The sequence below is a fragment of the Paenibacillus psychroresistens genome, assembly GCF_009728935.1.
GTDB classification, from domain to species: Bacteria; Bacillota; Bacilli; order Paenibacillales; family NBRC-103111; genus Paenibacillus_AC; species Paenibacillus_AC psychroresistens.
Map to the genome: position 1 here is coordinate 1,562,278 of NZ_CP034235.1, position 24,763 is coordinate 1,587,040.

The 24,763-nt window shown below is 38.7% G+C and carries 23 protein-coding genes and 2 riboswitches; of the genes, 15 read left to right on the forward strand and 8 right to left on the reverse strand.

Going from position 1 to position 24,763, the window contains the following annotated elements:
* Nucleotides 1-19 precede the first annotated feature (19 nt).
* From kdpB (EHS13_RS07085) to EHS13_RS07095, 3 genes are read right to left on the reverse strand one after another with little or no spacing between them, the layout of a single operon-like run.
* Complete coding sequence (gene kdpB / locus EHS13_RS07085) at nucleotides 20-2,044, reverse strand: potassium-transporting ATPase subunit KdpB (protein WP_155699669.1); 2,025 nt, start codon at nucleotides 2,042-2,044, stop codon at nucleotides 20-22.
* Between the two features lie 38 nt (nucleotides 2,045-2,082).
* Entirely contained in the window at nucleotides 2,083-2,838 is a 756-nt protein-coding gene (locus EHS13_RS07090; protein WP_155699670.1) for an enolase-like domain-containing protein, read from the reverse strand.
* Nucleotides 2,839-2,893: 55 nt separating this feature from the next.
* Nucleotides 2,894-3,673 (reverse strand): alpha/beta fold hydrolase, encoded by a 780-nt coding sequence (locus tag EHS13_RS07095; protein ID WP_155699671.1) that lies wholly within the window; start codon nucleotides 3,671-3,673, stop codon nucleotides 2,894-2,896.
* A gap of 230 nt (nucleotides 3,674-3,903) precedes the next feature.
* Nucleotides 3,904-4,094, reverse strand: a riboswitch (cyclic di-AMP (ydaO/yuaA leader).
* A 379-nt stretch (nucleotides 4,095-4,473) separates the two neighbouring features.
* Nucleotides 4,474-4,664: riboswitch (cyclic di-AMP (ydaO/yuaA leader) on the forward strand.
* A gap of 95 nt (nucleotides 4,665-4,759) precedes the next feature.
* Here EHS13_RS07095 and EHS13_RS07100 point away from each other — a divergent pair.
* From EHS13_RS07100 to EHS13_RS07140, 9 genes are all read left to right on the forward strand, one after another.
* Nucleotides 4,760-5,197, forward strand: a complete 438-nt coding sequence (locus tag EHS13_RS07100; protein ID WP_155699672.1) for a hypothetical protein — start codon at nucleotides 4,760-4,762, stop codon at nucleotides 5,195-5,197.
* Nucleotides 5,198-5,338: 141 nt separating this feature from the next.
* Complete coding sequence (locus EHS13_RS37475; protein ID WP_155705250.1) at nucleotides 5,339-5,416, forward strand: potassium-transporting ATPase subunit F; 78 nt, start codon at nucleotides 5,339-5,341, stop codon at nucleotides 5,414-5,416.
* A gap of 59 nt (nucleotides 5,417-5,475) precedes the next feature.
* A complete protein-coding gene (kdpA, locus tag EHS13_RS07110; RefSeq protein ID WP_155705251.1) occupies nucleotides 5,476-7,149 on the forward strand; it encodes a potassium-transporting ATPase subunit KdpA in 1,674 nt (557 codons plus the stop codon).
* Nucleotides 7,150-7,164: 15 nt separating this feature from the next.
* On the forward strand, nucleotides 7,165-9,201 hold the full coding sequence (kdpB, locus tag EHS13_RS07115) for a potassium-transporting ATPase subunit KdpB (protein WP_155699673.1): 2,037 nt from the start codon (nucleotides 7,165-7,167) through the stop codon (nucleotides 9,199-9,201).
* A 105-nt stretch (nucleotides 9,202-9,306) separates the two neighbouring features.
* A complete protein-coding gene (kdpC, locus tag EHS13_RS07120) occupies nucleotides 9,307-9,870 on the forward strand; it encodes a potassium-transporting ATPase subunit KdpC (protein ID WP_155699674.1) in 564 nt (187 codons plus the stop codon).
* Nucleotides 9,871-9,960: 90 nt separating this feature from the next.
* Nucleotides 9,961-10,533 carry an RNA polymerase sigma factor SigW gene (sigW, locus tag EHS13_RS07125; protein WP_155699675.1) on the forward strand — a complete coding sequence of 191 codons (573 nt, stop codon included), beginning with the start codon at nucleotides 9,961-9,963 and terminating at the stop codon, nucleotides 10,531-10,533.
* A gap of 42 nt (nucleotides 10,534-10,575) precedes the next feature.
* On the forward strand, nucleotides 10,576-11,271 hold the full coding sequence (locus tag EHS13_RS07130; protein WP_155699676.1) for a response regulator: 696 nt from the start codon (nucleotides 10,576-10,578) through the stop codon (nucleotides 11,269-11,271).
* Between the two features lie 296 nt (nucleotides 11,272-11,567).
* Nucleotides 11,568-12,395 (forward strand): helix-turn-helix domain-containing protein, encoded by an 828-nt coding sequence (locus EHS13_RS07135; protein ID WP_155699677.1) that lies wholly within the window; start codon nucleotides 11,568-11,570, stop codon nucleotides 12,393-12,395.
* Nucleotides 12,396-12,501: 106 nt separating this feature from the next.
* A complete protein-coding gene (locus EHS13_RS07140) occupies nucleotides 12,502-13,563 on the forward strand; it encodes an ABC transporter substrate-binding protein (protein ID WP_155699678.1) in 1,062 nt (353 codons plus the stop codon).
* A 103-nt stretch (nucleotides 13,564-13,666) separates the two neighbouring features.
* On the opposite strand, the gene EHS13_RS07145 is transcribed toward EHS13_RS07140, so the two are convergent.
* Together EHS13_RS07145 and EHS13_RS07150 are read right to left on the reverse strand one after the other, a co-directional pair.
* Nucleotides 13,667-14,515, reverse strand: a complete 849-nt coding sequence (locus EHS13_RS07145) for a M56 family metallopeptidase (RefSeq protein WP_155699679.1) — start codon at nucleotides 14,513-14,515, stop codon at nucleotides 13,667-13,669.
* Nucleotides 14,512-14,943 (reverse strand): BlaI/MecI/CopY family transcriptional regulator, encoded by a 432-nt coding sequence (locus EHS13_RS07150; RefSeq protein ID WP_227013821.1) that lies wholly within the window; start codon nucleotides 14,941-14,943, stop codon nucleotides 14,512-14,514. Before EHS13_RS07150 ends, EHS13_RS07145 begins: the two co-directional genes overlap by 4 nt.
* Nucleotides 14,944-15,105: 162 nt before the next feature.
* Between EHS13_RS07150 and EHS13_RS07155 the strand changes: the two genes are divergently transcribed.
* Nucleotides 15,106-15,798: a class I SAM-dependent methyltransferase gene (locus tag EHS13_RS07155; protein WP_155699680.1), complete on the forward strand. Its 693-nt coding sequence runs from the start codon at nucleotides 15,106-15,108 to the stop codon at nucleotides 15,796-15,798.
* Between the two features lie 9 nt (nucleotides 15,799-15,807).
* On the opposite strand, the gene EHS13_RS07160 is transcribed toward EHS13_RS07155, so the two are convergent.
* Together EHS13_RS07160 and EHS13_RS07165 are read right to left on the reverse strand one after the other, a co-directional pair.
* On the reverse strand, nucleotides 15,808-16,935 hold the full coding sequence (locus EHS13_RS07160; protein ID WP_155699681.1) for a polysialyltransferase family glycosyltransferase: 1,128 nt from the start codon (nucleotides 16,933-16,935) through the stop codon (nucleotides 15,808-15,810).
* A 640-nt stretch (nucleotides 16,936-17,575) separates the two neighbouring features.
* On the reverse strand, nucleotides 17,576-17,926 hold the full coding sequence (locus EHS13_RS07165) for a VOC family protein (RefSeq protein WP_155699682.1): 351 nt from the start codon (nucleotides 17,924-17,926) through the stop codon (nucleotides 17,576-17,578).
* Nucleotides 17,927-18,763: 837 nt separating this feature from the next.
* On the opposite strand from EHS13_RS07165, the gene EHS13_RS07170 reads away from it, so the two are divergent.
* The 5 genes from EHS13_RS07170 to EHS13_RS07190 all read left to right on the forward strand — a co-directional run bounded on the left by EHS13_RS07170 (nucleotide 18,764) and on the right by EHS13_RS07190 (nucleotide 22,822).
* Nucleotides 18,764-19,156: a VOC family protein gene (locus EHS13_RS07170; protein WP_155699683.1), complete on the forward strand. Its 393-nt coding sequence runs from the start codon at nucleotides 18,764-18,766 to the stop codon at nucleotides 19,154-19,156.
* A 114-nt stretch (nucleotides 19,157-19,270) separates the two neighbouring features.
* A complete protein-coding gene (locus EHS13_RS07175) occupies nucleotides 19,271-19,954 on the forward strand; it encodes an RNA polymerase sigma factor (protein WP_227014000.1) in 684 nt (227 codons plus the stop codon).
* A 42-nt stretch (nucleotides 19,955-19,996) separates the two neighbouring features.
* Nucleotides 19,997-20,158 carry a hypothetical protein gene (locus EHS13_RS07180; RefSeq protein WP_155699685.1) on the forward strand — a complete coding sequence of 54 codons (162 nt, stop codon included), beginning with the start codon at nucleotides 19,997-19,999 and terminating at the stop codon, nucleotides 20,156-20,158.
* 4 nt (nucleotides 20,159-20,162) lie between these two features.
* Nucleotides 20,163-20,564 carry a hypothetical protein gene (locus EHS13_RS07185; RefSeq protein ID WP_155699686.1) on the forward strand — a complete coding sequence of 134 codons (402 nt, stop codon included), beginning with the start codon at nucleotides 20,163-20,165 and terminating at the stop codon, nucleotides 20,562-20,564.
* A gap of 143 nt (nucleotides 20,565-20,707) precedes the next feature.
* Nucleotides 20,708-22,822 (forward strand): S-layer homology domain-containing protein, encoded by a 2,115-nt coding sequence (locus EHS13_RS07190; RefSeq protein WP_155699687.1) that lies wholly within the window; start codon nucleotides 20,708-20,710, stop codon nucleotides 22,820-22,822.
* Nucleotides 22,823-22,995: 173 nt separating this feature from the next.
* Here the strand turns inward: EHS13_RS07190 and EHS13_RS07195 are convergent, their stop codons facing one another.
* Complete coding sequence (locus tag EHS13_RS07195; protein ID WP_155699688.1) at nucleotides 22,996-24,756, reverse strand: cache domain-containing sensor histidine kinase; 1,761 nt, start codon at nucleotides 24,754-24,756, stop codon at nucleotides 22,996-22,998.
* Between the last annotated feature and the right edge of the window lie 7 nt (nucleotides 24,757-24,763).

Consider the following 24,763-nt stretch of genomic DNA (forward strand, 5'->3'; position numbering starts at 1 on the left):
ACCTCAGTTCTTGTCAGAATCAAATCAAATTCAAAAGCATATCAATGAGCTTGATTCCTATAAAAGGAGTAAGGACACCACCCACGCCGTAGATGAGTGCATTGCGGAACAAAAGCTGATTCGCTCCAGTAGGTATGAACTTGACTCCTCTTAACGCAAGTGGAATCAACAATGGGATAATTAGTGCATTGAAAATAAGCGCAGAGAGAACGGCGCTTGTAGGAGAATTCAAGCTCATGATATTAAGAGCCTGCAGCTGTGGGAGCGCACCTGTGAACATGGCAGGAATAATTGCAAAATATTTAGAAAAATCATTGGCAATGCTAAAAGTAGTAATGGCTCCACGGGTAATTAGCAGTTGCTTCCCGATAGTGATGATGTCTAGAATCTTAGTTGGGTCGGAATCCAAATCGATCATATTGGAAGCTTCCTTTGCAGCGGTTGTTCCACTATGCATGGCGATTCCAACATCAGCTTGGGCGAGGGCAGGGGCATCGTTTAAACCATCACCGGTCATGGCAACGAGCTTGCCCTTGGCTTGCTCGGAACGTACGATCCGAATTTTATCTTCTGGCTTGCATTCCGCATAAAACTCATCTACACCAACCTCTTGAGCAATTGTTGCTGCTGTGAGTGGATTATCTCCGGTACACATGATGGTTTCAATTCCCATCTCCCGTAAAGCCTGTAGTCGTTCACGAATTCCTGGTTTAATAGTATCTTTTAAATAAACCAGGCCAAGAATTTGATTGTTTCGACTTACTGCAAGCGGTGTGCCTCCAAGCTTGGAGATTGCATCGCTTTTGGCTATAAGGTCGCTAGGAATGACTCCACCACGCTCCGTGACATAACTGCAAATCGCACTGACAGCGCCTTTGCGGAAATAAGCTCCATTCAAATTTAAACCGCTCATTCGTTCTTCGGCAGTAAAAGGAATGACTTCTCCCTGATAAGCCCTAAGGTCGCTAATTATCTGATGTTCTTTGGAAAGCTCTAAGATCGAAGCGCCTTCGAGTGTTTCATCGAACATGGAAGTGACTTCGGCTGCTTCCACTAATTCTGCCATAGCTGAACCAGCTACTGTTTGAAATTCGGCGGCCATTCGATTGCCAAATGTAATAGTTCCCGTTTTATCCAAGATTACCGTATTGATATCACCTGCCGTTTCAACTGCTTTACCGGACTTGGCTAAGATATTGAAGCGCGTTACCCGGTCTATGCCTGATATTCCGATAGCAGAGAGCAGACCGCCAATTGTGGTCGGAATTAAACAGACTAGCAAGGCAACTAAGGTAGAAACCTGCAAATGAACACCTACATAAAGCGCTAATGGATATAAGGTCATGACCACGATAAGAAAGATAATGGTCAAAACAACTAATAAGGTGTTTAACGCGATCTCGTTTGGTGACTTTTGGCGTTTTGCTCCCTCCACGAGTGAAATCATTTGATCGAGAAAAGAGGCGCCGGGTTCTGCAGTCATTTCTACTTTAATCCAATCACTAATAATCGTTGTTCCACCAGTAACTGAGCTGGATTCTGAGCGAGCTTGCTTGATAACGAATGCCGATTCACCTGTAATCGCGGATTCATCCACTGCCGCAATGCCTTCGACAATTACTCCATCACCGGGAACGATATCGCCTTTTTCAATCCATACGATATCGCCCTTAATCAAATCAGCAGCAGCAATAAGTTGAATGGATCCGTCATTTTGAACTCGCTTAGCGGTTAGCTTTTTTCGCGTTTTAATTAAGCTATCGGCATGTGCCTTTCCGCGACCTTCCGCAAGTGCTTCAGCAAAATTAGCAAATAAAATCGTAAACAGCAGAATGAAGAATACAATTGTGTTATAGCCCATTTGTTGTTCAGTTTTGAAATAAGATGGGAACAGAATCAACATTAAAATGAGTAAAGTAGCTGTTTCCAATACAAACAAAACAGGATTTTTTCGCATTAACCACGGATTTAATTTAATAAAACAGTCCAGCAAAGCCCTATACATCAGGCTGGAGTTGAACGTTTTTTTCAATTCCTTTTTCATGGAATCACCTTTCATTTCTCATACTGCAAGTACAGCCCTTAGATTATGGCAAAATAAGCTTGTGATTCTTCTAGCAATAGTGGAAAATCACGCTGAAAACCCGTACCGTATGCGGTTGGTAAGAGTGGAGTGAGACGACTCGGCTCCAAATAATCATCTACTTCTAGCCATTCAGCTCCTAAACCAAGTGCAGCAAGCTGCCATGCCAAGCAAGCAGGACCAATCAGGTAATCTTTATGCATGAGCAACTTAATGCCTTTTTGTTGTAAGCTTTGCGCATAATTAACAGTCTCCAACAGGGTTCCTTTGCACCCAGGGTGGATGTGACAGGTCTCGGTTATGCTTTTTGGAACGAGCAGAGAAGTAGCTGTTTGCTTAAAACTATAATTAGAAGGTAGGATATCTAAAGTGCGAATCGATGAACCTTTATTAAGATCGACTCCCAGTCCGATCAATTCATTAAACTTTTTTTTCTGTAAGCGAGCAGTCAGGTCCAATAGCGCCATCTCTACAAGCTCCGTCTTAGCCTTGCCCCACAAAGCTCGATTAAGCTCAATAGCTATCTGTGCCTCTTGAATAGTCAATTTTCTAAGTTTATATAAAAATGTGGACCATTTGATTAAATCAAAATGTTTTTCATTGATGGACATGATGCATTCTCCCCAGCCAGTTTGACCGGAGCAGGTAATTTTAAGCAGACCATAGCGACAATTTACCATTCTGCCTTGTTCATAATGAAAACTACTGGGCACATCAAATTCAAACATTTGTATACCGACAATTCTATCGTCCATGAGGACTTTCCAACTCCTTAATTAATGGTGTGATTTTTTAAAGCTGCTGATTATTTTAATAGGGCATTTTAATTAATTCTTTAGGCAAATCTTTATTCTCGATCCATGCTCTTAATGATTTAGTGAATAAGGCAGGTTCTTGGAGCGGCCAAAAGTGGTTCATTTCACTGACAACAAATCCCTGTGCTTCTGGAATTGCCTTATATAGGTCCAAATTAGACATAAACATAATGTCAGGTTCTTTTTCTCCGACAAGCAACAAGAGACGTGATTGTATATTTGAGGCATTAGCTGGAACCCGGTAATTGAAATTCTCTGTTAGTATCCTCTCAAGTGACTTAGGAGTAGTCAATAAAGAATCCTTTTTAAATTCTTCGTAATACTTCTCGGGGATTCCATATCTGCGAAACTTAGCTCGAATTAAGAAATTGTAATGTTTAAACAGCACATAGAGCTCTAATAAGGACAATCTAATTTTGTTATCAAGATTAGATTTCACCAATACTCCACTAACTACCGCACTTTCAACGAGCTCAGAAGCAATGGATAATAATTGGATGGCTACTTGTCCCCCGAGCGAAAATCCAACCACATGTGCTCGTCCTCCATGGGCTTTTTTCCGGATTATTTCTGCAACTTTTTCAGCACTGTTAGCAATAGAAAAGGCTCCCTCAACCATGCTGCCACGATGTTCAGGTAAATCGAGAACTAAGATGTGGTAATTAGTTAATTGATCGATTTGAGCTCGCCACATCCAACTACTTGTTCCTTCGCCATGCAGAAAAACAATCGTTGTTTTATTTTTTTGGCCTGATTCTTCGACATATAACCCCATAATATAATTCGCTCCAATCCAGACAAATCTGATTATTAGGATGAGGATTTCGTCTTACAATATAAATTTAAGGCGGCTGATATCTTCATCTTTCATTTCCATTTCCTTCTTTCCTATTTTGAAAATAGTTTTCATAAGAGGGTAACAAAAAAAGAAGCCCAAGATGAGGGCTTCTTTGCGTGGCTTAATCAAACATAGTTAGATAAACTATGCGATTTCACGATAGCTGTTGCCTCTCTTATATGCGCTTACGAGGTTAGCTGACGGATTCGGGCGTGAGAGTCGCCCTACCTAGAGAATTACAAAAGTAACTCCTAGGATTCACCCCAAATCATGTAATGTAAGGTACAAACACCTTAATAACATGATTTTTTTGGATTCCCCGTTTTCCTTGTGCTAGAAAATTCAGCGTTTTTATTGGAAAACCATTATTAACATGGACTGTATATTACGCTTGGTTTACGAATATGTAAAGATAGATCAAAGTCAATTTAAGGCAATCTATGGTGCTAAAAGTAATATGTATCTTCAGTATGCTCTATTATACTCACTATTCCATTGTTTATCGCAAATTAATTGAAAAAGGATGGCAGGGGGAGCAAAGAGGTAGTAATTTTCAAGAAAGCTTCTGAAAGCGATTCATAAATGAGCTAACAAGAGAGAAATAAGCATTCACAAATATAAAATCGGTATTTTGGTTTAAAACAGGTTTTATCTGTCAAATTCGACTGCGAGGCTAACTTTACAAGATTAAATTGCAAGAGTAAGATACAGCTTATGATTTAAAAAATTAAGTTTCAGAATGCTTAATGCTGAATTTCCTAAATGGAAAATGGGGGAACCAAACGAGTGCAATTCTTGGTGTGAGAGCCAAGATAGTACTCAGGGGTGAATCACATTACAAAATGAACATGACATTTTGTAATGAGTAGGGCGACTCTCACCGCCCGAATCCGACAGCTAACCTCGTAAGCGATGTATGTGAGGAAGGATGATGAAGCTTGTGATCGGATGATCGACCACAGGAGTATGGTGCTGTGGTTTTTTGCTGTGCAAAATTGCTTTACCAGAAAGGAATAGATTACCGTGCAGGAGCAACAAAGCTTAGTGGTTGTGTCTGCACCCAATAAAGCAGGCAAGAGTTTTATACATTTATTAATGGTTTTGGAGATCCCATTCGCCGTATTGGTGAACAGCACCAGGGAATATAAACGGATGAAGGAATTAGGAATCATCAATATTATGCAAATTAACACATTTGATCACTATGAATGGTTGAAGCCTGAGTTTCCTGTTGGCAATATTTATCTTTTTGAGAGAAGTCTTCCGCTATGCTGCAGATACTTGTTGATGTGTAGGAAGTGGACGAAAAGTCCAATTCGTATTATTTCAAATGGTTTAATGCCGAGGATGATTTATCGAGTACTAGGGGCAAATGAAATTATCGTTAATCCAAATGAAAATGTTACTTTTTTAATGGATAGCTTGCATGATTTTGGTTGCATTGGAAATAGTAAAGCATAATCGTCAACGTTTGTATTATCTTTTTTAGGAGGTGTACGTGGCATGTACAACGATTTTGTGATGGTTTTAATATTTTTAATCATGTTTTTAGGTTTTTGGGGATTTTTGGAATTTAGTGAAAGAACTTGAGGAGGAAACATCATGATTGTGATTGGAATTATTGCAATTGCATTAGTATTTTATCTGGGCTTTGTACTCATTAAGCCTGAGAAGTTTTAACTACCTAATCAAAAGGATCGTTGAGAAGATTTTTAACAGGAGGAGAATTATCAATGGGCATGGGTTTGCTACAAGTTGCAATAACACTGGTTGTCATTTTATTGCTTGTTAAACCGGTAGGTAACTATTTAGTAAAGGTATTTAATTACGAAAAAACAGGTTTGGACCGTTTCTTTGGACCTTTTGAACGTGGAATTTATCGTTTAATGGGTGTGCGCGAAAAAGAGGCCATGGGTTGGAAAAAATATGTGGGTGCAATGTTGCTCACAAATTTAGTCATGCTGCTGATCCTTTATGCTGTATTAAGGCTGCAGAAGTATTTACCGCTCAATCCTGATGGTATTGGGAATATGCCAACAGCATTAGCATTCAATACAGCGATTTCGTTTATTACCAATACAAACTGGCAGTCGTATAGCGGTGAAAATTCATTATCTTATTTATCCCAGATGGTTGCGATTATATTCCCCATGTTTACATCGGCTGCTACGGGTTTTGCCTTGGCAATAGCTTTTATCCGAGGTCTGATTGGCAAGCAAGATAACCTTGGAAATTACTTTGTTGATCTACTGCGTGCTATTACACGAGTATTTTTACCACTTTCTATATTAGTTGCACTGTTTCTAGTTTTTCAAGGGGTTCCGCAAACCTTTATGGGTGCAGTGGATGCAACTACGTTAGAAGGAGCCAAGCAAACTATTACGCGAGGGTTGGTTGCTTCACTGGAATCGATTAAACATATTGGTACGAATGGTGGTGGGTGGTTTGGTACGAATGCAGCCCATCCATTTGAAAATCCAACACCATTAACGAATTTGGTTCATATTCTCAGCTTGATGCTATTACCCACTGCATTAGTGTATGCATTCGGCGTGATGATCAAAAACAAAAAGCAAGGCTGGACCATTTTTGCGGCAATGGGTTTAATCTTCATTGTCATGATCGGTACCGTATTTTTTGCTGAATATAAAGGCACACCTGCACTACAATCGCTTGGAATTCATGGAAATATGGAAGGTAAAGAAGTACGTTTCGGGCTTTCAGAGTCCGCACTTTTTGCAGCTTCGACAACGGCTTCGACAACAGGTTCAGTTAATAATATGCATGAATCGCTCACACCAATCGGAGGTCTAGTTCCTATGGCGGGAATGATGCTGAACAATGTGTTTGGCGGTAAAGGTGTCGGATTATTAAATGGTTTAATGTACGTAATCCTGTCGGTGTTTATATGCGGCTTGATGGTTGGGCGAACCCCAGAATTTCTCGGTAAGAAAATTGAAGGTAAGGAGATTAAGTTGGCTTCGATTGCTTTGCTGATTCACCCTGCTATAATTCTGGTCTCGACTGCAATTGCACTTTCACGACCTGAATCAGTTAATTCGATTTCGAATTCGGGGTTTCATGGACTTAGCGAGGTACTGTATAACTTTACATCAGGTGCAGCGAACAATGGCTCTGCATTCGCCGGGCTGACTACGAATACGAATTTTTATAACATGGCTCTTGGTCTTGTTATGCTAGTTGGCCGTTATATCTCGATAATAGCTATGTTGGCTATTGCAGGGTCGCTTGCAACTAAACGGGTGGTGCCTGTATCAACGGGAACATTACGTACGGATACTTCATTATTTACAATCATTCTCATGTTAGTCATTCTCATCATCGGCGCATTAACCTTTTTCCCAGCCGTCGCAATAGGCCCAATCGCCGAGCATTTAGGTTTGTATCATTAAATTAGGAGGCTCTATATGGCTAAGGAAAGAAGTAAAACCATGTCCAAAGAAATGGTGACCCGTGCAATTTGGGATGCAATAAAAAAATTAAATCCAAGCGTCATGATCAAAAACCCTGTCATGTTTGTGGTTGAAGTGGGTACTTTAATTACACTCATTTTATCGATAGCACCAAATGCGTTTGGCACGACAACCGGTGGGCAGGGTTATAATATTGCGGTGTTCTTCATTTTATTATTTACCTTGCTTTTTGCAAATTTTGCTGAGGCTATAGCTGAAGGGCGAGGAAAGGCCCAAGCGGACACATTGAGGAAAACAAAATCAGACACAATCGCACGTCAGGTGCTTAAAGATGGTTCATTCAAACAAGTGTCCTCAACAGAATTAAGGAAAGGCGATATCGTACGTGTAGAAACAGGTGAGGTAATTCCATCAGATGGTGAAATTATCCAAGGACTTGCTTCAATTGACGAATCAGCGATTACCGGTGAATCTGCACCTGTAATTAAAGAATCAGGGGGAGATTTTTCATCTGTAACAGGCGGGACACGTGTCGTTTCTGATTTTATCATCGTTAAAGTACTGACAGATCCAGGTGAATCTTTTTTAGATAGGATGATTGCTTTAGTAGAAGGGGCAAAACGCCAAAAAACGCCTAATGAAATTGCATTAACAACATTGTTAGCCGTATTAACTTTGATTTTCTTGATTGTCATTATGACCATAGTACCGATGGCTAAATATCTCAATGTGGATTTGGATATAGCAACTTTAATTGCTTTGTTGGTATGTCTAATCCCTACTACCATTGGCGGATTGCTTTCTGCGATTGGGATTGCCGGCATGGATCGTGTCACACAATTTAATGTATTGGCTATGTCAGGTAAAGCGGTTGAAGCTGCTGGTGATATCGATACCATGATACTTGATAAAACAGGAACAATTACGTTCGGTAATCGGATGGCGGCTGAGTACGTCCCAGTTGGAGGAGCAACTTTAAATGATGTCACACTTAAAGCTTTACAAGCCTCTGTTAAAGATGAAACACCAGAAGGACGTTCTATTGTTGAGCTAGCTCACAAAATGAATGTGAATTGGGATGAGAAAGAGTATGCAAACGCAGAAATCGTTGATTTTACTGCCCAAACCCGTATGTCTGGCTTAAACCTTACGGATGGGACAGAAATTCGTAAAGGTGCTGTCGATGCCATTAAGAAATATGTTACAGCTAAAGGTGGCAAGGTTCCAGATGATCTAAATGATAAATCAGATCGTATTGCCAAAGAGGGTGGAACTCCGCTTGCTGTTTCGGTTAATGATCAAATCTTCGGTTTAATTTATTTAAAGGATACTGTAAAACCAGGGCTGAAGGAACGGTTTGCAGAGCTGCGTGCAATGGGGATTAAAACCATTATGTGTACGGGAGATAATCCTTTAACAGCAGCCACCATAGCTCGCGAAGCTGGAGTTGATGAATTTATTGCAGAAGCTACACCTGAGGATAAAATCGCAACGATAAAGCGAGAACAGGGGCAAGGCAAGCTGGTAGCTATGACTGGTGATGGAACGAATGATGCTCCTGCACTTGCGCAAGCTGACGTTGGATTGGCCATGAACTCCGGAACAATGGCAGCAAAAGAAGCGGCGAATATGATTGATTTGGATTCGGATCCAACCAAGCTGTTGTCGGTAATTTCTATAGGTAAACAACTGTTGATCACAAGGGGGTCGTTGACGACTTTTTCTATCGCCAATGATATTGCTAAATATTTTGCGATTATTCCAGCGATGTTTATTATTGCCATACCACAGCTGCAATCGCTAAATATTATGCATTTGGATTCACCAAAATCTGCGATTTTGTCGGCATTAATTTTCAATGCGATCATTATTCCGTTGCTTATCCCTGTTGCCATGAGAGGGGTGAAATATATTCCTTCTTCGGCTAACAAGCTGCTAATTCGCAACATTTTTGTTTATGGTATAGGCGGTGTAGTTGTTCCTTTCTTAGGCATTAAAATTATTGATTTGATCATCCATGGTTTGGTGTAATTCAATTTATAAAGATAATGCTTACGATGCTGGCTTGCTTAAGCAAGCCCTGAAGTTAATGCTTACGATGCTAGTTTTCTTACGAAAACTCTAAGGAGAATGGATATGAAATTATTATGGATAGCAATACGAACCTCGGTTGTACTACTGGTAATATGTGGATTTATCTATCCGCTTGTAACAACTGGAATTGCTCAGGTACTGTTTCCGAAACAGGCGAATGGCAGTTTAGTTGAAGCCAATGGTGTCGTTCAGGGCTCGGAATTACTCGCCCAAGAATTTACCTCACCTAAATTGTTTCACTCTAGGTCCTCAGCTGCGGGTTATAATCCCACAAGCTCATCCGGATCCAACAAAGCTGTTGCTTCAGACGATTATATAAAAGCAATCAAGGAACAGGTTGATGCGCTTAAGCTGGAGAACTCGGCATTGAAAGATATTCCAGCCGATTTAGTCACTACATCTGGCTCTGGCTTTGATCCAGATCTTTCTATAGCAGGTGCACAAGCTCAAGTTCATCGAATCAGTCAAGCGACAGGTATAGCAGAAACGGATTTAAATAAATTGATTGATGACACTAGTAAAAGCAGACAGCTTGGTATTTTTGGAGAACCAAGAGTGAATATATTCCAGTTAAATCGCGAGCTTTTGAAGCAAGTGAAATTGTAAGTTTTCGTGTAACCACTCCTAATCCATTAGGGGTGGATTTTTCAACTTTAAAGTTTTATTAAAGGTAAGCTAGTGATGGGGGTAAAAGCTTTGGACATTATAGACTTACGGCTGGCCAAGCTTTCTCACAATAGGGATCGCGATTCTTTTGAACAATTGGTTATTTTATATAAAGATAGCCTATTTAATCTCGGCTACAGAATGTTGAATAATAGATTGGATGCTGAAGATATTGTACAAGAAACCTTTCTAAGGGCTTATAAACACTATGATAGGTTTGATGGAGTCCATAAGTTTTCGACTTGGATTTATCAAATTGGGATTAATTTATGCATAGATTGGTTACGTAGGCGCAAACTTAGATATTCTTTAGATGCCAGAACCTATGATGGGGATGGAGTAGAACTGTATGATAGAACACCTGGTCAAAATCCAGACCCCGAAAGAGAAGCTCTACTAAAGGAAACACATGAACTAGTTTATAAAGCTATTGATAGCTTGCCACATAATTATAAATCTATTGTGGTGTTAAGATACCTCCATGAGCTTTCCTTAAACGAAATTAGTGTAATTGTCGCAATGCCAGTGACAACTATTAAAACTAGAATTCACCGTGGCAGAGAGTTTCTGCGTAAGAAGTTGTATAAAGAATATATGTTTTGATAGGAAAGAGTTGTGAGTTTCTATGTATAGGGAGTGGTATTTATGGAGCGTAAACCCATTATCCTTGTTGTCCAGGATGATAAACCAATTCGGAATTTACTATGTGTTTCGCTTAATTACGAGGGGTATAAATGCTTGGATACCGAAAGCGGTAAAACAGCTATTTCACTTGTTTCTTCCCATCATCCGGACCTAATTATTATGGACTTAAATCTTCCAGATATGGAGGGTCTAGATGTTATTAAACAGGTACGTCCTGTCACTAAAGCGGCGATAATTGTGGTATCCGTACGTGGTCTTGAACGAGAGAAAGTGAATGCCTTAGACAGTGGTGCAGATGACTACTTGACTAAGCCCTTTAGTTTAGGCGAACTTTTGGCTCGGGTTAGAGTAGCATTTAGACATTTGCATCAATTTAGTCTACCTCAAAATCCTACTTTATTTACAGTAGGTGAATTGAAAATTGATTTCGAAAAACATCGTGTTTTTTTGTCAAATGAAGCCATACACCTTACACCCATTGAATACAAACTGATAGCACTTATGTCTAAATATCCGGGAAGAGTTTTAACATATAAATTTATAATGGATGAGATTTGGGGTTTACCTTCAATCAATGATACGAAGACTCTTCGGGTATTCATGGCAAATATACGACGAAAAATCGAAAAAAAACCTGCTGAAACAAGGTATATATGGACTGAAATGGGTGTTGGATATCGACTAGCAGATGAATAGTAACTTATTTGAGATTGAAGCCTTATCTATAGGCTTCTTTCTTTATATAAAATCTTAACAACATCTTTATAGAGAATGATGGGATCTTAACACTGTTTTTATTTATTTTTTGATAACATATTCATATCGACTTGTTTGATACGCAATTCATCCGGATATATGTGAGAGTATAGCCGATGAAACAAGCATAGTTTTTAGTAAATTATATGTTTTTTCTGTTGCATGTTGCTGATGTTGCGAAACTCACTTGGGGATAGGTATAATAATACCTGAGTGAACAAGCAGGGGGCACATGTATGGAAAGTCAGTATGATGAATTGGCTGCTTATTTTTTGCGCGTATCGATCGATGTATTCGGTGTGTACCAATCTATTCTGGATTCGGGTATTCATCAAGGGCATAAATACAAGGCCACGACTCATTGCGCTTTGCTGATCGCTTTGAAAGGCGAGGCCGATTTTAGATATGATGGTACAAGCTATGTTATGTATCCCGGAAGAGCTATACTTGGTGGATTGAATCGGAATTTTGAAATTATTGTGCACACTGCCCAATTTGAATATTTTTTGGTACACTATCTGCCAATTGTACCAGATCCCAAACAATCTTTACTGATGGTAAATGTAAATGAGTTGCATATCAATATGGATGCTGCACTGCTGCAAATGACGGAAGAGCTACGCAGGCTTTCTACAAGTCTTGGTAATATCGAGCTTTTGGAGAAAAAGACATTATTTTATCGACTGCTCAATAAAACACTTCTGTCCGAGCGTTACCAGCAAAATAGTGAAAGCCAGCCGATGATGGAGCAGACGATTGACTATATTCGGAAGCACTATATGGAGGCACTCACACTAGAAAGTTTGGCGGAACAGCATGGGATGAAGGCAAAGTACTTCTCATATTTGTTCCAAAAATACACCGGGATGGGCCCAATTAACTATTTAATTAAATATAGAATGAATTTGGCTTATGAGCTGTTGATGACTGCCTCTTTCTCGGTACGTGAAATTGCCAAAAGCGTTGGTTATGTAGACGCCTACTATTTCAGTAGATTATTCAAGAAGCATACAGGGTTGGCACCTACAGCAGTAAAACAGCTTGGCGGAAATAATCCATCTTAAAATCGGGAAATCCTCTATTTGCCTAAATTAACCGTAATGATATTATTGTTAAATGATAATGAAAATCGTTATCAATAATACCATGGTTAGTGAGAGGAAGACTGAAATGAGAATCAAGACGAATAAACGGCTAATGCCGATGCTTGCTGTATGTTTATTGTTTATGGCTATAATTGCAAGCGCATGTTCTAACAAGACAGAAACGAATACTGAGAATAGTGCTGCACCTAACACACCTGCGGCTACTGCTGTAGTAACTGATAATGCCGCCAGTCCAAGTCCGGAAGCAAGCGCACTTGTGGGTGGCAGCTTTCCACGGACAGTGGACAGTGCGAATGGTCCTTTAACCATTGAGAAGAAACCGCAAAAAGTGGCACTGGTGCATTGGGGTTTAATGGACGATTTATTGACCTTTGATTTGCCATCGATTGGCTTAGCGCTGCCATTTACTGCCAAGCAATCGAGTTTGGATACGGAGCAGTACAAGCCTTATGCTGATAAATTTAGTGAAGTGGTTTTTGTCGGCGAGAATACGGAAGTTAATTTGGAAGCATTGCTTGCATATGAGCCGGATCTGATCCTGGCGGGGACTGTTACGAATGAGAAGATTCTAAAAGAACTATCGCAGATTGCTCCGACTCTACTTATCGATGAAGAGAAGACGAATGTTTGGGGAGATTGGCAAGCAGTCGTTACCAAGTTCGGCGAGGCACTCGGGCAGGAAGAAAATGCTCAGAAGTTTATCGATGAGTATGCTGCCAAAGTAGTGGCTGCGAAGCTGCAATTAAGCGGTATAGAAGGTACTGTTGCTTTTGTTCAAGTTAGGGAGAAAAACATGTATCTGCAAGGGACGAATTATGCGGATCAATTCTATGAAGCGCTTGGCCTTACACCGCCAGAAGCAGCAAAAGGTGAAGGAGCAGAACTGACACTTGAAGGACTGAGTGTCATAAATCCAGATCATCTAGTGCTTGGTTATTTCAATTACACGGATACTACGTTGCCTGCTCTCTCCGATGAATGGGGAAAAAGCGAGGTGTGGAAAAAGCTGAAAGCAGTAGAGCAAGGCCATGTATATGGCATAAATGGAGCACTTGCATTTGGATTTGGTCCCATCGGTAGAGCTTATGGCATGGAGATTATAGCAAAAGAGTTGAAATCGAAATAAGATTATAGGTGTGAATCACCAAAAAAAGACTACAGAATAAAGTGTCTACTCCATGCTTAGGTATGGGAATAGGCACTTTTTTGACCTGGACAGGTACAAGTGCCTAACCGATAAACACGAGACTCATTAATGCAAATATAATAAAAGATTTAATTAACGGTTTTATATAATCAAATGGAAAATAAACTAAGTTTTCGGGTTCAAGAATTTGCTTGATTCTAAAATTCATTGTCGAATTTGTAAAACCTATCCCAATTGAAACGGGGATATTTTTTTTTATTCGATTTATTTTTAACAAAGCTTTACTTAGTCCAAAGGAAGAATTCATTTTGGAAATGGCATATTGATCTGCCATTAATTCTTTACATATTTTATAGTGATGTACTAATATTTTTATGATGGGGATATAGTTAATGGCATCTAAAATAAGGGTTACTAAAAAAACTTTTAGAGGATCATAATTTTTAAAGTGATATTGTTCATGCAGGATGATTGCCTCAATTTCTTGCTCATCAAATTGAGTTAAAACAAATGTGGATAGTATGATTCTTGGTTTGAATATCCCTATAGTTAAAGCAATAAATCCTGGATGTTCAATTACACATATTTCTGAATTGGAATGGCTATACTTCGCTTTGATATGCTTAGATGACAAACTATGTTCGTTTTCGTTAAAATACCGATTCCATTTTAAGGTCAAAGTAATTTGTTTGAAAATTCTAATACATACACGTAAGAAGGTGTAGATAATTAATATAAATGAGCCAATGTGAAAGAGAAAATGTAATTGAGAGAATTCTATAGTTATCTTTAAGAGGCAGTTAAAAATCCCCCAAGTATACTGTAAGCCGTATAAGGTATGAGTTATATATAAGCCCATGTTTAACAAAACAAGGGTACATAACAGTAGAATGGATAAGAATATTAAATTGCTTTTAAGCTGTACATTCATGGGGTGATTCTCCTTCTCAAGTCTTCAATTTTTTGCTCCAGCTTAGCTATCAGCCCAGGGTCAGTATCTTCCAGTGCCTCTATCATTTGATTCAGCACTAGATCGCCAAATTCATAAACTAAGCCATGAGTAACTTCCCTTGTTTGTTCTTCAATAAATTGCTCCTTAGTTTGGATAGGTTCATAAAAAGTGAGTTTACTTCGTCCGCTGCCTAAGCTTTTTTTGTGCAGATGCCCTTTTTCATTTAACCGATTCATAACGGTCATGATAGCGTTAAAAGACAAATTATTATCCTTGTTTAAGGAATCCTGAATTGTTTTAATGGTCACTTTATTATAAGCCCAAATAAGCTCCATTACTTTCGATTCAAGCGGTCCAAAAAAACGATTTAATCCTGCTTCGTACATTTTGTATTTTATGATTTTCAAGTTTTTCACTTCCCTAATTTTAGAAATACATATCATTAATATATGATACAAATCGTATCTAGTCAAATATATATTTTACTTGACAAGTTACAAATTGTATCATAGATTAAAAGATGAGGATATGTAGTGCTTTATTTTTCATTAGGAAAGGGGAATAATAAAATGCTTAATCAGAAGGAATTACTGGATGGCAACTATGATTTTAGTACATATATAGATCCAACTAGCAATAAATATAAGTGGCGTGTTCAAACGTATAATCAAGAGTATAGTCGCTTAAAAAAGTTTTTACCCTCTAAGGGACGTCTTATGGATATTGGCTGTGGTTTAGGAACATTTTCTGAATTATTCGGGGATGACTGGGAAAAGTATGGGATTGAATTGTCAGATTATGCTAAAAGTGTGGCAACCCAGAAAGGGATTAATTTTGATATTAAAGCTTGTGAAGAAGGAAGCTTTGATCTTATTGTATTTAGAGGCAGCCTTCATTACATGGAACCGTTAGAAATCCTATCCTATTCAAATAAGATGCTAAAACCAGGTGGTATTATAGCGTTTTTAGCGGCACCCAATACTTCAAGTATTTATTACAAATTATTCAATGACTTACCCATGCTAGAAAAAGATATAAAACACTTTTTAATTTCGGATAAAGAATTACGGAAAATACTAGAAGAGATGAATATGGTAATGTTAGAGATTAATAAACCTTATCTAAATACACCTTACGCAAGACCAATCAGAGACTTTGGATGTTTTATTATCAATTTGTTCGGAGCCAGATTAAAATTCCCATTCTACGGAAATATGTTTGAATTATTCGCTAGGAAGAATGCGGGCGACAAAGGATTATAATAATTAATTTTATACGGTTTTGAACCTAACATGATAATTTGTCGCCAATTCACAAAAGCGTTGAAAGGTTATTTTAAAATCACTTGTCATAGTCATACTGCTAATAAGATAAATATCGAGGTTTTCATCATTTCTGCATAAATCATAAATATTAAGAATTGCCGTGCTTCCGAACGAATACAAATTTACCTTTTGAATTTTGTTGCTTATCATAATTAGATACAACAATTCAATGGGAAGCTTCTTTGGCAAAATCTCAATTTGTTCGGAATTTGTTTCAATAGACAAACTTTCTCCTGGATGCTGCTTGATAAAGATTGGTGAATTTGATTTGTTCACACTTGCACTTACTTTTGCAAAAAATTGTTCCATGTATTGATTTCTATTAGCAATCCCATCATGCCACGATTCAGTCAGTACGACCGAAATTATATCGTGTCCCTGCACTTTTCGATCTATTTCCCTGAGCTCTGGATAGATCATATTCAACTCATTAACTATTTTAGGCATTCCTAAAAAGTCCTTTAATTTTAAAGGGAGCTGCTTAACCTTATGGCGAAGCTGGTTTCTTGGGTCTTCCATAATCAACTCAGGACGCTGCACCCAGACAGAATTTACCCATTTTAAGCTACCTATGTATCCTCCTGGAAGACCCATTAAAGGTGCAAGTCTTTTTAAAAATCTCATATGTAATTTCGTATGTGTGCTGTTATTAATATAGTTACCAAAGCCCTCTTCGAAAATGGTCACTCTTTTGCCTTCACTGCTGAAATGTCTTAGAATGGCATATTCCACTGCAACAAAGTCATGAGCCAGAAAAAGTTCGGAATACTCCGAAAGGTCCGAGAGTATGGGAGGGAGAAACTTTCTCCAAGATCTATAGAAATAATATTTTTTAAGAGGATTTAATTCTAGCTTGTACTTATCTAAAGTCCCATCATCAAAAAACATGACTTTACCCCAAACCCCGGTTTCCCTTACTTTATTACAAAAATCTTCTGCTTCACAAAAATGGTTAAGTATTAATAAATCACAATCCTCGAATCCACAGCCTTCCTTAATTAGTCTAGCTATCATATATTGGTAAGGTTTGGTGCAAATAAACAAGCGTTTTTGCTTCCCCTTAATCTTTTCCATAAGTTTCTCCCCTTTCTTGGATTCGGTTACATTATAATGAGTCTAATTAATATTCATACTTGTAACATATATTACGATACATTACGTATCGTGTCAAAGGTATTTTTCCTAAATCCGGAAAATCAACCATGGGTCCTAGTTCTGCAACTAATTAGAATAAAATGCGTCTTTAATGTAAGCAAATGGAATTAATTTAGGATGACCGATTTAGACAGAACAAAAAAGGAGTCAAATTATGCTTATATACGTTTTCTTTTTTATTTGTTTTATTTTTAGTTTAATCGCTGTTTCCAACAACAAAGACGGAGAACATCTTAAACATTTTCTACAGTCCCTTATCCTTTATTCCATTCTATTTTGTATCATAAAGATAAGCCTTTATCTTAATTTATTGACCAATGGTTCATTTAAGTCTAGCACTATAAACATATTCGTTATTATCATTTTAATATCTTATTTGATATATCAGTTCAGAGAGGTTAGGTCTAGGTCAGATAGGCTTGATTGAGTATATAGAAACCCTTAACTAATTAAGAGCTAAGGGTTTCTGCTTCATGGGCTGAGGTTGAGCCATTGCCATTAACGTAGCGGACAGTCAGAAAGAGCTTGATAATCGCAAGTATTGAGGATACAGCCTGCTTCATTCACGTTTTTCAAAGAATGTAATACAAACTCCATCAAGATCGATAATAGCAAATTCAAGGTTTCCCCATGGCTTCATTGAGAGTTTACCATTTGGGTGTACGACACCTGCACTTTGGTAAGTTTCGTACAACTGCTCTACACCTTGGACATGAATCCGAAAACTTGTCCACTCAGCGAGTTTTTGATCGTTTGTCTGGTAGAATAAGATTTCTACATCACCACGAATAACACCACCGTATCCGTTAGGCTTAAAACCCAAGACATCAAAGTAAAACTGAATAGTCTTCTCAACGTCCTTAGAAGGACTTAGAGGTGTGATTCCCCGAAAAACTGTACCGTCTGCCATAGTAACACTCCTTAAATTAGTTATTTGAACCCCAAGCATGGTATCTATACAAATTGTATCACTGTGTAAAACTAGAAACAACCTAATCTATAATCAAAACGGACTAAAGTCGAAAGGATTTTGATAACAGTGAAAGAGAATGTATTGATATTGTTGAATTCAATCCCTAAGTTAGAGACAGGAAAACGATTTATTCTGGGTATTGATGGATTAAGTCGATGTTGAATGGCTGAAAGAAAATTTGTTCGCGAAACTAAAAGGAGCCACCCTGCTTAACCTTCCATTTTATGATAACGAGTCTGATACACATCGGATGCAGAACGTAAACATTCCTGAAACTTGTGTAATTCTAATTGAGGGAGTATTTCTACAACGAAAAGAGTGGAATGGTCTATATGATTTTATAGCTTATTTGGAATGTCCAAGGGATATAAGGTTTTCTCGTGAAAGCAGCTCAACTCAAATGAATATTGAAAAATTTAAGAGTAGGTATTGGAAAGCAGAGGACTATTATTTAAATACAGAAGCTCCAACAAATAATGCCGACAAGATATTAAAGAATTAGAATATTAGTTTAAAAAACCATGAGGAGTGATTAGTATGCACAGTATGATATGTGAAGACAAGAGAAATTTATAAGTAATAGAGATACCAGATTTTATCGAAGGAGTGGGTAAGGATGTCTTGTTTTATTTGTGATAAACATGCTGGGACTAATAACCAACCACCGGGAGGCTACATTTATGAAGATGAGATAGGCTGCAAACGATGCTTAACTAGATATATTTCCCAAAGATCGCGATACAAACTAAGTATAAAATGAAGGAGGAAGCAATTATGCAGAAACAAGGTTCAGAATCACTGGTTCAAGCGAAAATTAACGGTCATTTTCTCTATGTGAGGGATATAAGGAAGGCTATGAATATGTACAGCAGTCTTTTCGGTCTTTCTATAAAGGAAGAGAACTTTTTGTTTGGTCATCTATATTTTATGGATAACGGTGTAATATTAGATTCTGATGAAATGGAAGGAAGACCCATACCTGATTGGTTACCTGTATCTTTGAAACTAGAGTCCATGGATATTGATAAGTCAAAAGCATATTTAGAGGAGCACGGTTTTAAAATATCTTTCGGAATCGATCGTGGTCCGAATGTGTCTTGGTTGCTTTTTAAAGATCCTGATGGGAATACCTTAATGATGTGTCAGGACCACAAAACAATCGATTGAGTGCTTTAGAATAAAATATTTTTAATAAATGTGTAAGAAAATGAACCTCATTTTCGTTATTAGTGTGAAATCGAATAAGAGGGAGATGATTATCTGGAAAACTGGAGATATTGCCTGTATCTGACAAGATCACCTTGGGATGCTGAGGATCTTTTTCAAGAGACCTTGTTGAAGACCTTTGGAATGATAGCCAAAATCAAACAACCAATCATCTCCAAATCTTTTCTTTTTCGCGTCGCCTCCAATAAATGGATCGATGAATGTCGGAGGAATAAAGTAAAACTTGTCCCTTATGAGGAAAACGCTTCAGCATTTGGAACAGTGACTGATATGGATAATTTAGAGTCTGAAGACGGTATCAGAAGGATACTGAAACAATTATCTCCGAAACAAGCGGTAATATTACTGCTCATAGACGTTTTTGAGTTCAATGGAAAAGAAACGGCTGAACTTCTAGGTTCGACCGAAAGTGCTGTGAACACTGCCATACATCGAGCGCGGAATAAATTGCGTAAGACCACAGGAGCGACCGAAGAGAGTGAAGATATACCTATATCGCGTATAAAGAAGAACGCGGTGAACGAAGAAAATGAGGATGTGCTCAAACAATTCGTCGTAGCTTTCCGAAAGCGCGACTTTGTGAAATTGATTGAAATGCTGGATGAACACGCCGTTGCGAACGTTATCGTACATAACAGTGCCGAATATGGTAAAACAGTCATTACTAAATCTTCACTGGCGGGCTGGGAGAACATCCATACTCAATTGGATATTCAAAGAGTATTTTTATGGGGATGACCAATTGTTGTATTCCTGTCTGAAAGCGATGGAGCCCCGGAGTTGTGGGATATTAATACAATTGAAATAGAGATGGGGAAAATCGTCCGCTGGGATTCCTACTATTTCAGTATGGAACTGTTACGGGAAGCTGCGAGAACATTAAAGCTGAAGGCTGACACATCAAAAGCAGCATACGGAAAAAAATGGTCAGAAAGGACGTAGTTTAATGTCAAAACCAAAGCTAACCTCAGTTGATAGCATCTATATTCCAGTAAAAAAACGAGAACACTCAATGAATTGGTTTTTACAACATTTTGATCTTATTATTGAAGGAGACCACTTGAAAATTGGACATACAGAATTATTCTGTGTGGAGACAACTGATGAAAGAACAACAAATTTTGCAACCAACGCTTGGCAACAGGAAGAAAAATGTTATGAAATGCCCGCGTTTTGTTTTAGATCTGATAATCTTAGACAATTGCATGAAGATCTTAAAAATGAAAATGTAAGAGTGACTGAAATAACAAGCTATAATTGGTTTGAAGAATTCGATTTTTTTGATTTAGATAACAATAAATTTAAGGTATGGAAGCCGAGCGAAGCCAGACATGGTTTTATGGTATGACTTAAGGACCCAAAGCTGGGTTCTTTTTTCTTTTTTTAAAAAGTCGCAACAAAAGGTTATCAAGTTCGTTAAATAGTAGGGGGACAATGACAGGTTACATTTATAATTGTAGGAACAAAATACTAACGTAGGATGATGTTGCGGTGAAAAAGCTTTTGGCAATAGCAGTAATTCTTTCGATTTTAACTTTATCAGGTTTATCGGCGTATGCCGATCAGACCAATGTCCAGTTGGATGATATAAGCGGACATTGGGCTGAAAAATACATAAAAGACCTTGTTGGCAAAAACATTCTTGAAGGTGACGAGCAGCATCATTTCAATCCGGATCAGCATGTTACACGTGAACAATTTGCGGCTATGGTGGCAAGGATGTATCTTTTGAATAATAGTTCTACCACCCAAAATTTTGTCGACGTGCCACAAGGTCGTTGGTCATTTAATGATGTAGAGGCTACAAAAGACTATTTTGATGCATTCAAATCTCTGAATGGTGACTATGAATTCGCTCCTACCAAAGGGGTACAAAGACAAGATGTTGCAGTTACTCTAGTCAAAGTGATGATGAAGATGAATTCCATCCAATTGATGGATGCTAAAGCTGCTGACCAATTGCTTCAAGGAAAGTTTAAGGATGCGGGCAAGATTGCAGTCCCACTTCGGCCATACTTAGCCACAGCAGTACAGAACAAACTTATTCATGGGGACGATAAAGGCCAATACAATCCGGATCAAATACTTACTCGTGCAGAGTCAGCGGCATTGCTCGATCGTATCGGAGGTGTAAAGATCAAGCAGATCAAGCTAGGCAACGTGTTCTCCGATAATGAGAGTGCTTCATTCACAGTGGAGACATCGGAAAGTCAGCTTACTTGGACTGCAACCGACTTCCGAGGCAAGCAGGTTGCCAGTAGGACCGAAGCTGTAACTGGGACTACGGCGGCTATTCAATTGCCTAGACTTGGCAGCGGATACTATACCTTTCAGGTTACGGCGCTTTCCGGAGATGACGTAATGGGTTCAGCCAAAACGTCCTTTGCCGTCCTGCCGAAAATCGATCTGACCCAGACACCCTCTACACCATTCGGTATAGCCACCCATTTTGGGCAGCTCTGGAGTCCGGAAATGATTCCGCTTCTGGAGCAAGCTGGTTTGAAAAACATTAGGGACGAAATGTATTGGGGTGTTTTGGAAAAAGCAAAAAACGTTTACACGTACCCTGCAAATTATGATAAGTATTATAACGAGTTGAAGAGCCGGGGCATGGATGCATTTGTGGTGCTTTCATACACAAACTCATTATTTGACAAAGGGAGTACTCCTTACACAGACGAAGGTAGGCAGGGCTTCGCCAATTATGCGAATGCGATGTTGAATCATTACTCCGATGTAAAGTGGGTCGAAGTATACAATGAATTTAACATTGGCTATGGTGATCAAGGGAATGGTCCCGCAAATTCCATGCCTGACTATTATTATAAGCTGCTGAAAAAAACCTATCAGACCGTGAAGGCTTCCCACCCGGATAAGCTAATTGTAGGGCCAGTCACGTCTGGCATTCCTTTGAAATGGTTGGAGCAATTATTCCAGCTTGGCGGTCTGAATTATATGGACGTGGTATCCGTACATCCTTACAGTTACCCAGAATCTCCAAAAATGTTGGAGCGGGATTTGGCGAATTTGCAGGAATTGATCAAGAAATATAACAACGGCAAAACGAAGCCAATTTGGATTTCGGAGATAGGATGGCCAACAGGGGATGACTCCCGCATGATTGAGGAAAACGTCCAGGCCAATTATGCAGTGATCAGCAACGTTGAAGCACTTGCAGCTGGTGTCCAAAAGCTGATCTGGTACGATTTCATGAACGACGGTACAGATCCGCACAATGTCGAGCACAATTTCGGAATCATCCGGAACGTTAACGATCCAATGGGTAAGTATGCACCTAAGCCTGCTTATGTAGCTTATGGCACCATGACAAGACAAATCGCCGACAAGCCTTTTCTGAAAAAAGAAACCATAATAGACGGCATTAATTCTTACTTATTTGGCAGTAACAGTAAGGCTACTCGTGTGATGTGGAATGAATCCGACAAACCGAAGCAGGTCAAAATTAAAACGGAATTGCCGCTCACGGTCACGGATATCATGGGTGAGCAAAAGATCTTAAATCCTGCGCAGGACGGAAATGTTTATCTTACAGTTTCGAATGATCCAATTTATACGTGCCTCTGCTCTACGAGGTTGGTTCTCTGAGAAGAGTGGAAAGCTATCGAGTTTTTAATGAAAAGAATATGCCAAAAAACACTTCAAACAATGCTTCTTAGGATGGTATCCATTATGACACCAACGTCAAGCCGGGGATTCACGCATAAAAGAATGGGCTGCTCGTTTAAAACTTGCAGTCCATTTTTTTTGCATAATTATAGCTACATAACTCCTTTTTGAGGTATGCGAATTGAAACTTTGGTGCCAATACCCAATTTACTATAAATGGATACTCCATATTCTTCCCCAAAGGCTAGTTTAATTCGTTTATCTACGTTTGAAATCCCATAGCTCTTAAACTCATTTATATCCTGCTTTAATTGCTCAACAACCTCAGGAAGCATGCCCATGCCATCATCGATTACTTCTAATAGGATATCCGCATCCAGCTTAAATACTTTAATGACGATATTAATCCCCAATTCATCGTCGCAAAGAGCATGATTAATACAGTTTTCTACAAATGGCTGCAAGGTAAGCTTCACGGTCGAGTGAACACGAACCGATTCCTCAATCTGATAATGCAGATGGATGAGCTCATGAAAGCGAATTTGTTGAATGGCAATATAATTCTCAGTCAGTTTAATTTCCTCATTAAGGGTGATGATGCTTTTCCCTTTATTCAGTGAAATTCGGTAAAACTTTGCCAAATGAGCAACCATATTATGGGTTGCAGTATCTCCTTGTTTGAGAGAGAGTGCCGAGATGGAAGCAAGCGTATTATATAGAAAATGAGGGTTAATCTGAGACTGAAGCAGTTGCAGATCTGCATCCTTTTTCAATAGTTCTTTTTTATAGACTTCATTGATTAATACCTTCAAACGGATAGACATTTTGTCGAAGGCAAAAGCTAATTGGCCAATTTCATCATTGCCCATATTGCGAAATGGTGTTGAAAAATCCTCGCGTTCAACTCGTCGAATCAGCTGCAGCAAATGTTCAATGCGCTTTGTTAGCAGTCGCGCGGTGAGGTAAATTAAAATGGCTGCAAGAAACGTACTGATTAGAGCAAAGTAAATAATGCGCAGGGTAGCCAATTGAACGTTCTTCAATATGTTATGAAAAGGCAGCATAGATACGGTTTTCCAACCATTCGTTAATGTGCTGTAGACCACTAATACGGGTTCATCCGCATAAGTAGCATTAAAGCTGCCGTCCCGATTGGAGCCTATTTGATGATGAAGCAGATCATTTAAATTTCGATTTAACAGACTTTTGTTTTTGCTGCTCAGAATGGTGCCGTCCTGATCGGCGATAAAGGTTGTTTTATCCTTATTTTCTTTTTCCATTAAGGTGTAAATGTTGGTCTCAGCAATGTCGATGGTTAAAATGCCGTAAGGAAAATTCAAGCTGTTGTTATTTAATAGCCGAGATACGGAGAATAAGGGAACGGTTGCTTGCTGGGCGGGAGTCGATATATATATCGTATTCCCAAAAGTGGCTTGAACGGCCTTATACCAGGCTTTGTTCTCGACCTGTTTATCAATTTTCTTGATGAAAACGTTATCGATTGGCAAGGATGGATTTGGAGAGAAAATCGAGATGTTTTGGATATCCGGATTTGTAGTCAGTAAATTATTGAAAATATTATTAATATAAGTGTAAGCATCGAGATAATCTACATTGTCTGTATAATCGCGAATGAGATAACTGCGTAGTGTTTGATCAAGATAGAGAGATGCTGAGATCTTGGATAAGCTGTCTAATTTATTCTCTAAATTCACATTGATTTGAGCCGTAGTATTGATCATGTTCTGGTAGGCTTGATCGATTAAATCTTTTTTTGTTGTGGAATAGGAATAGTATACAAAGCATAGCAGCGGAAGAATCGAGACAATACAGAGAATAATAAAGAGCTTGCTGCGCAACCGGATATTGAGGAAGGGATGTAGGAATATTTTATGAAGCCAATGAGTACGCATCTCGAAC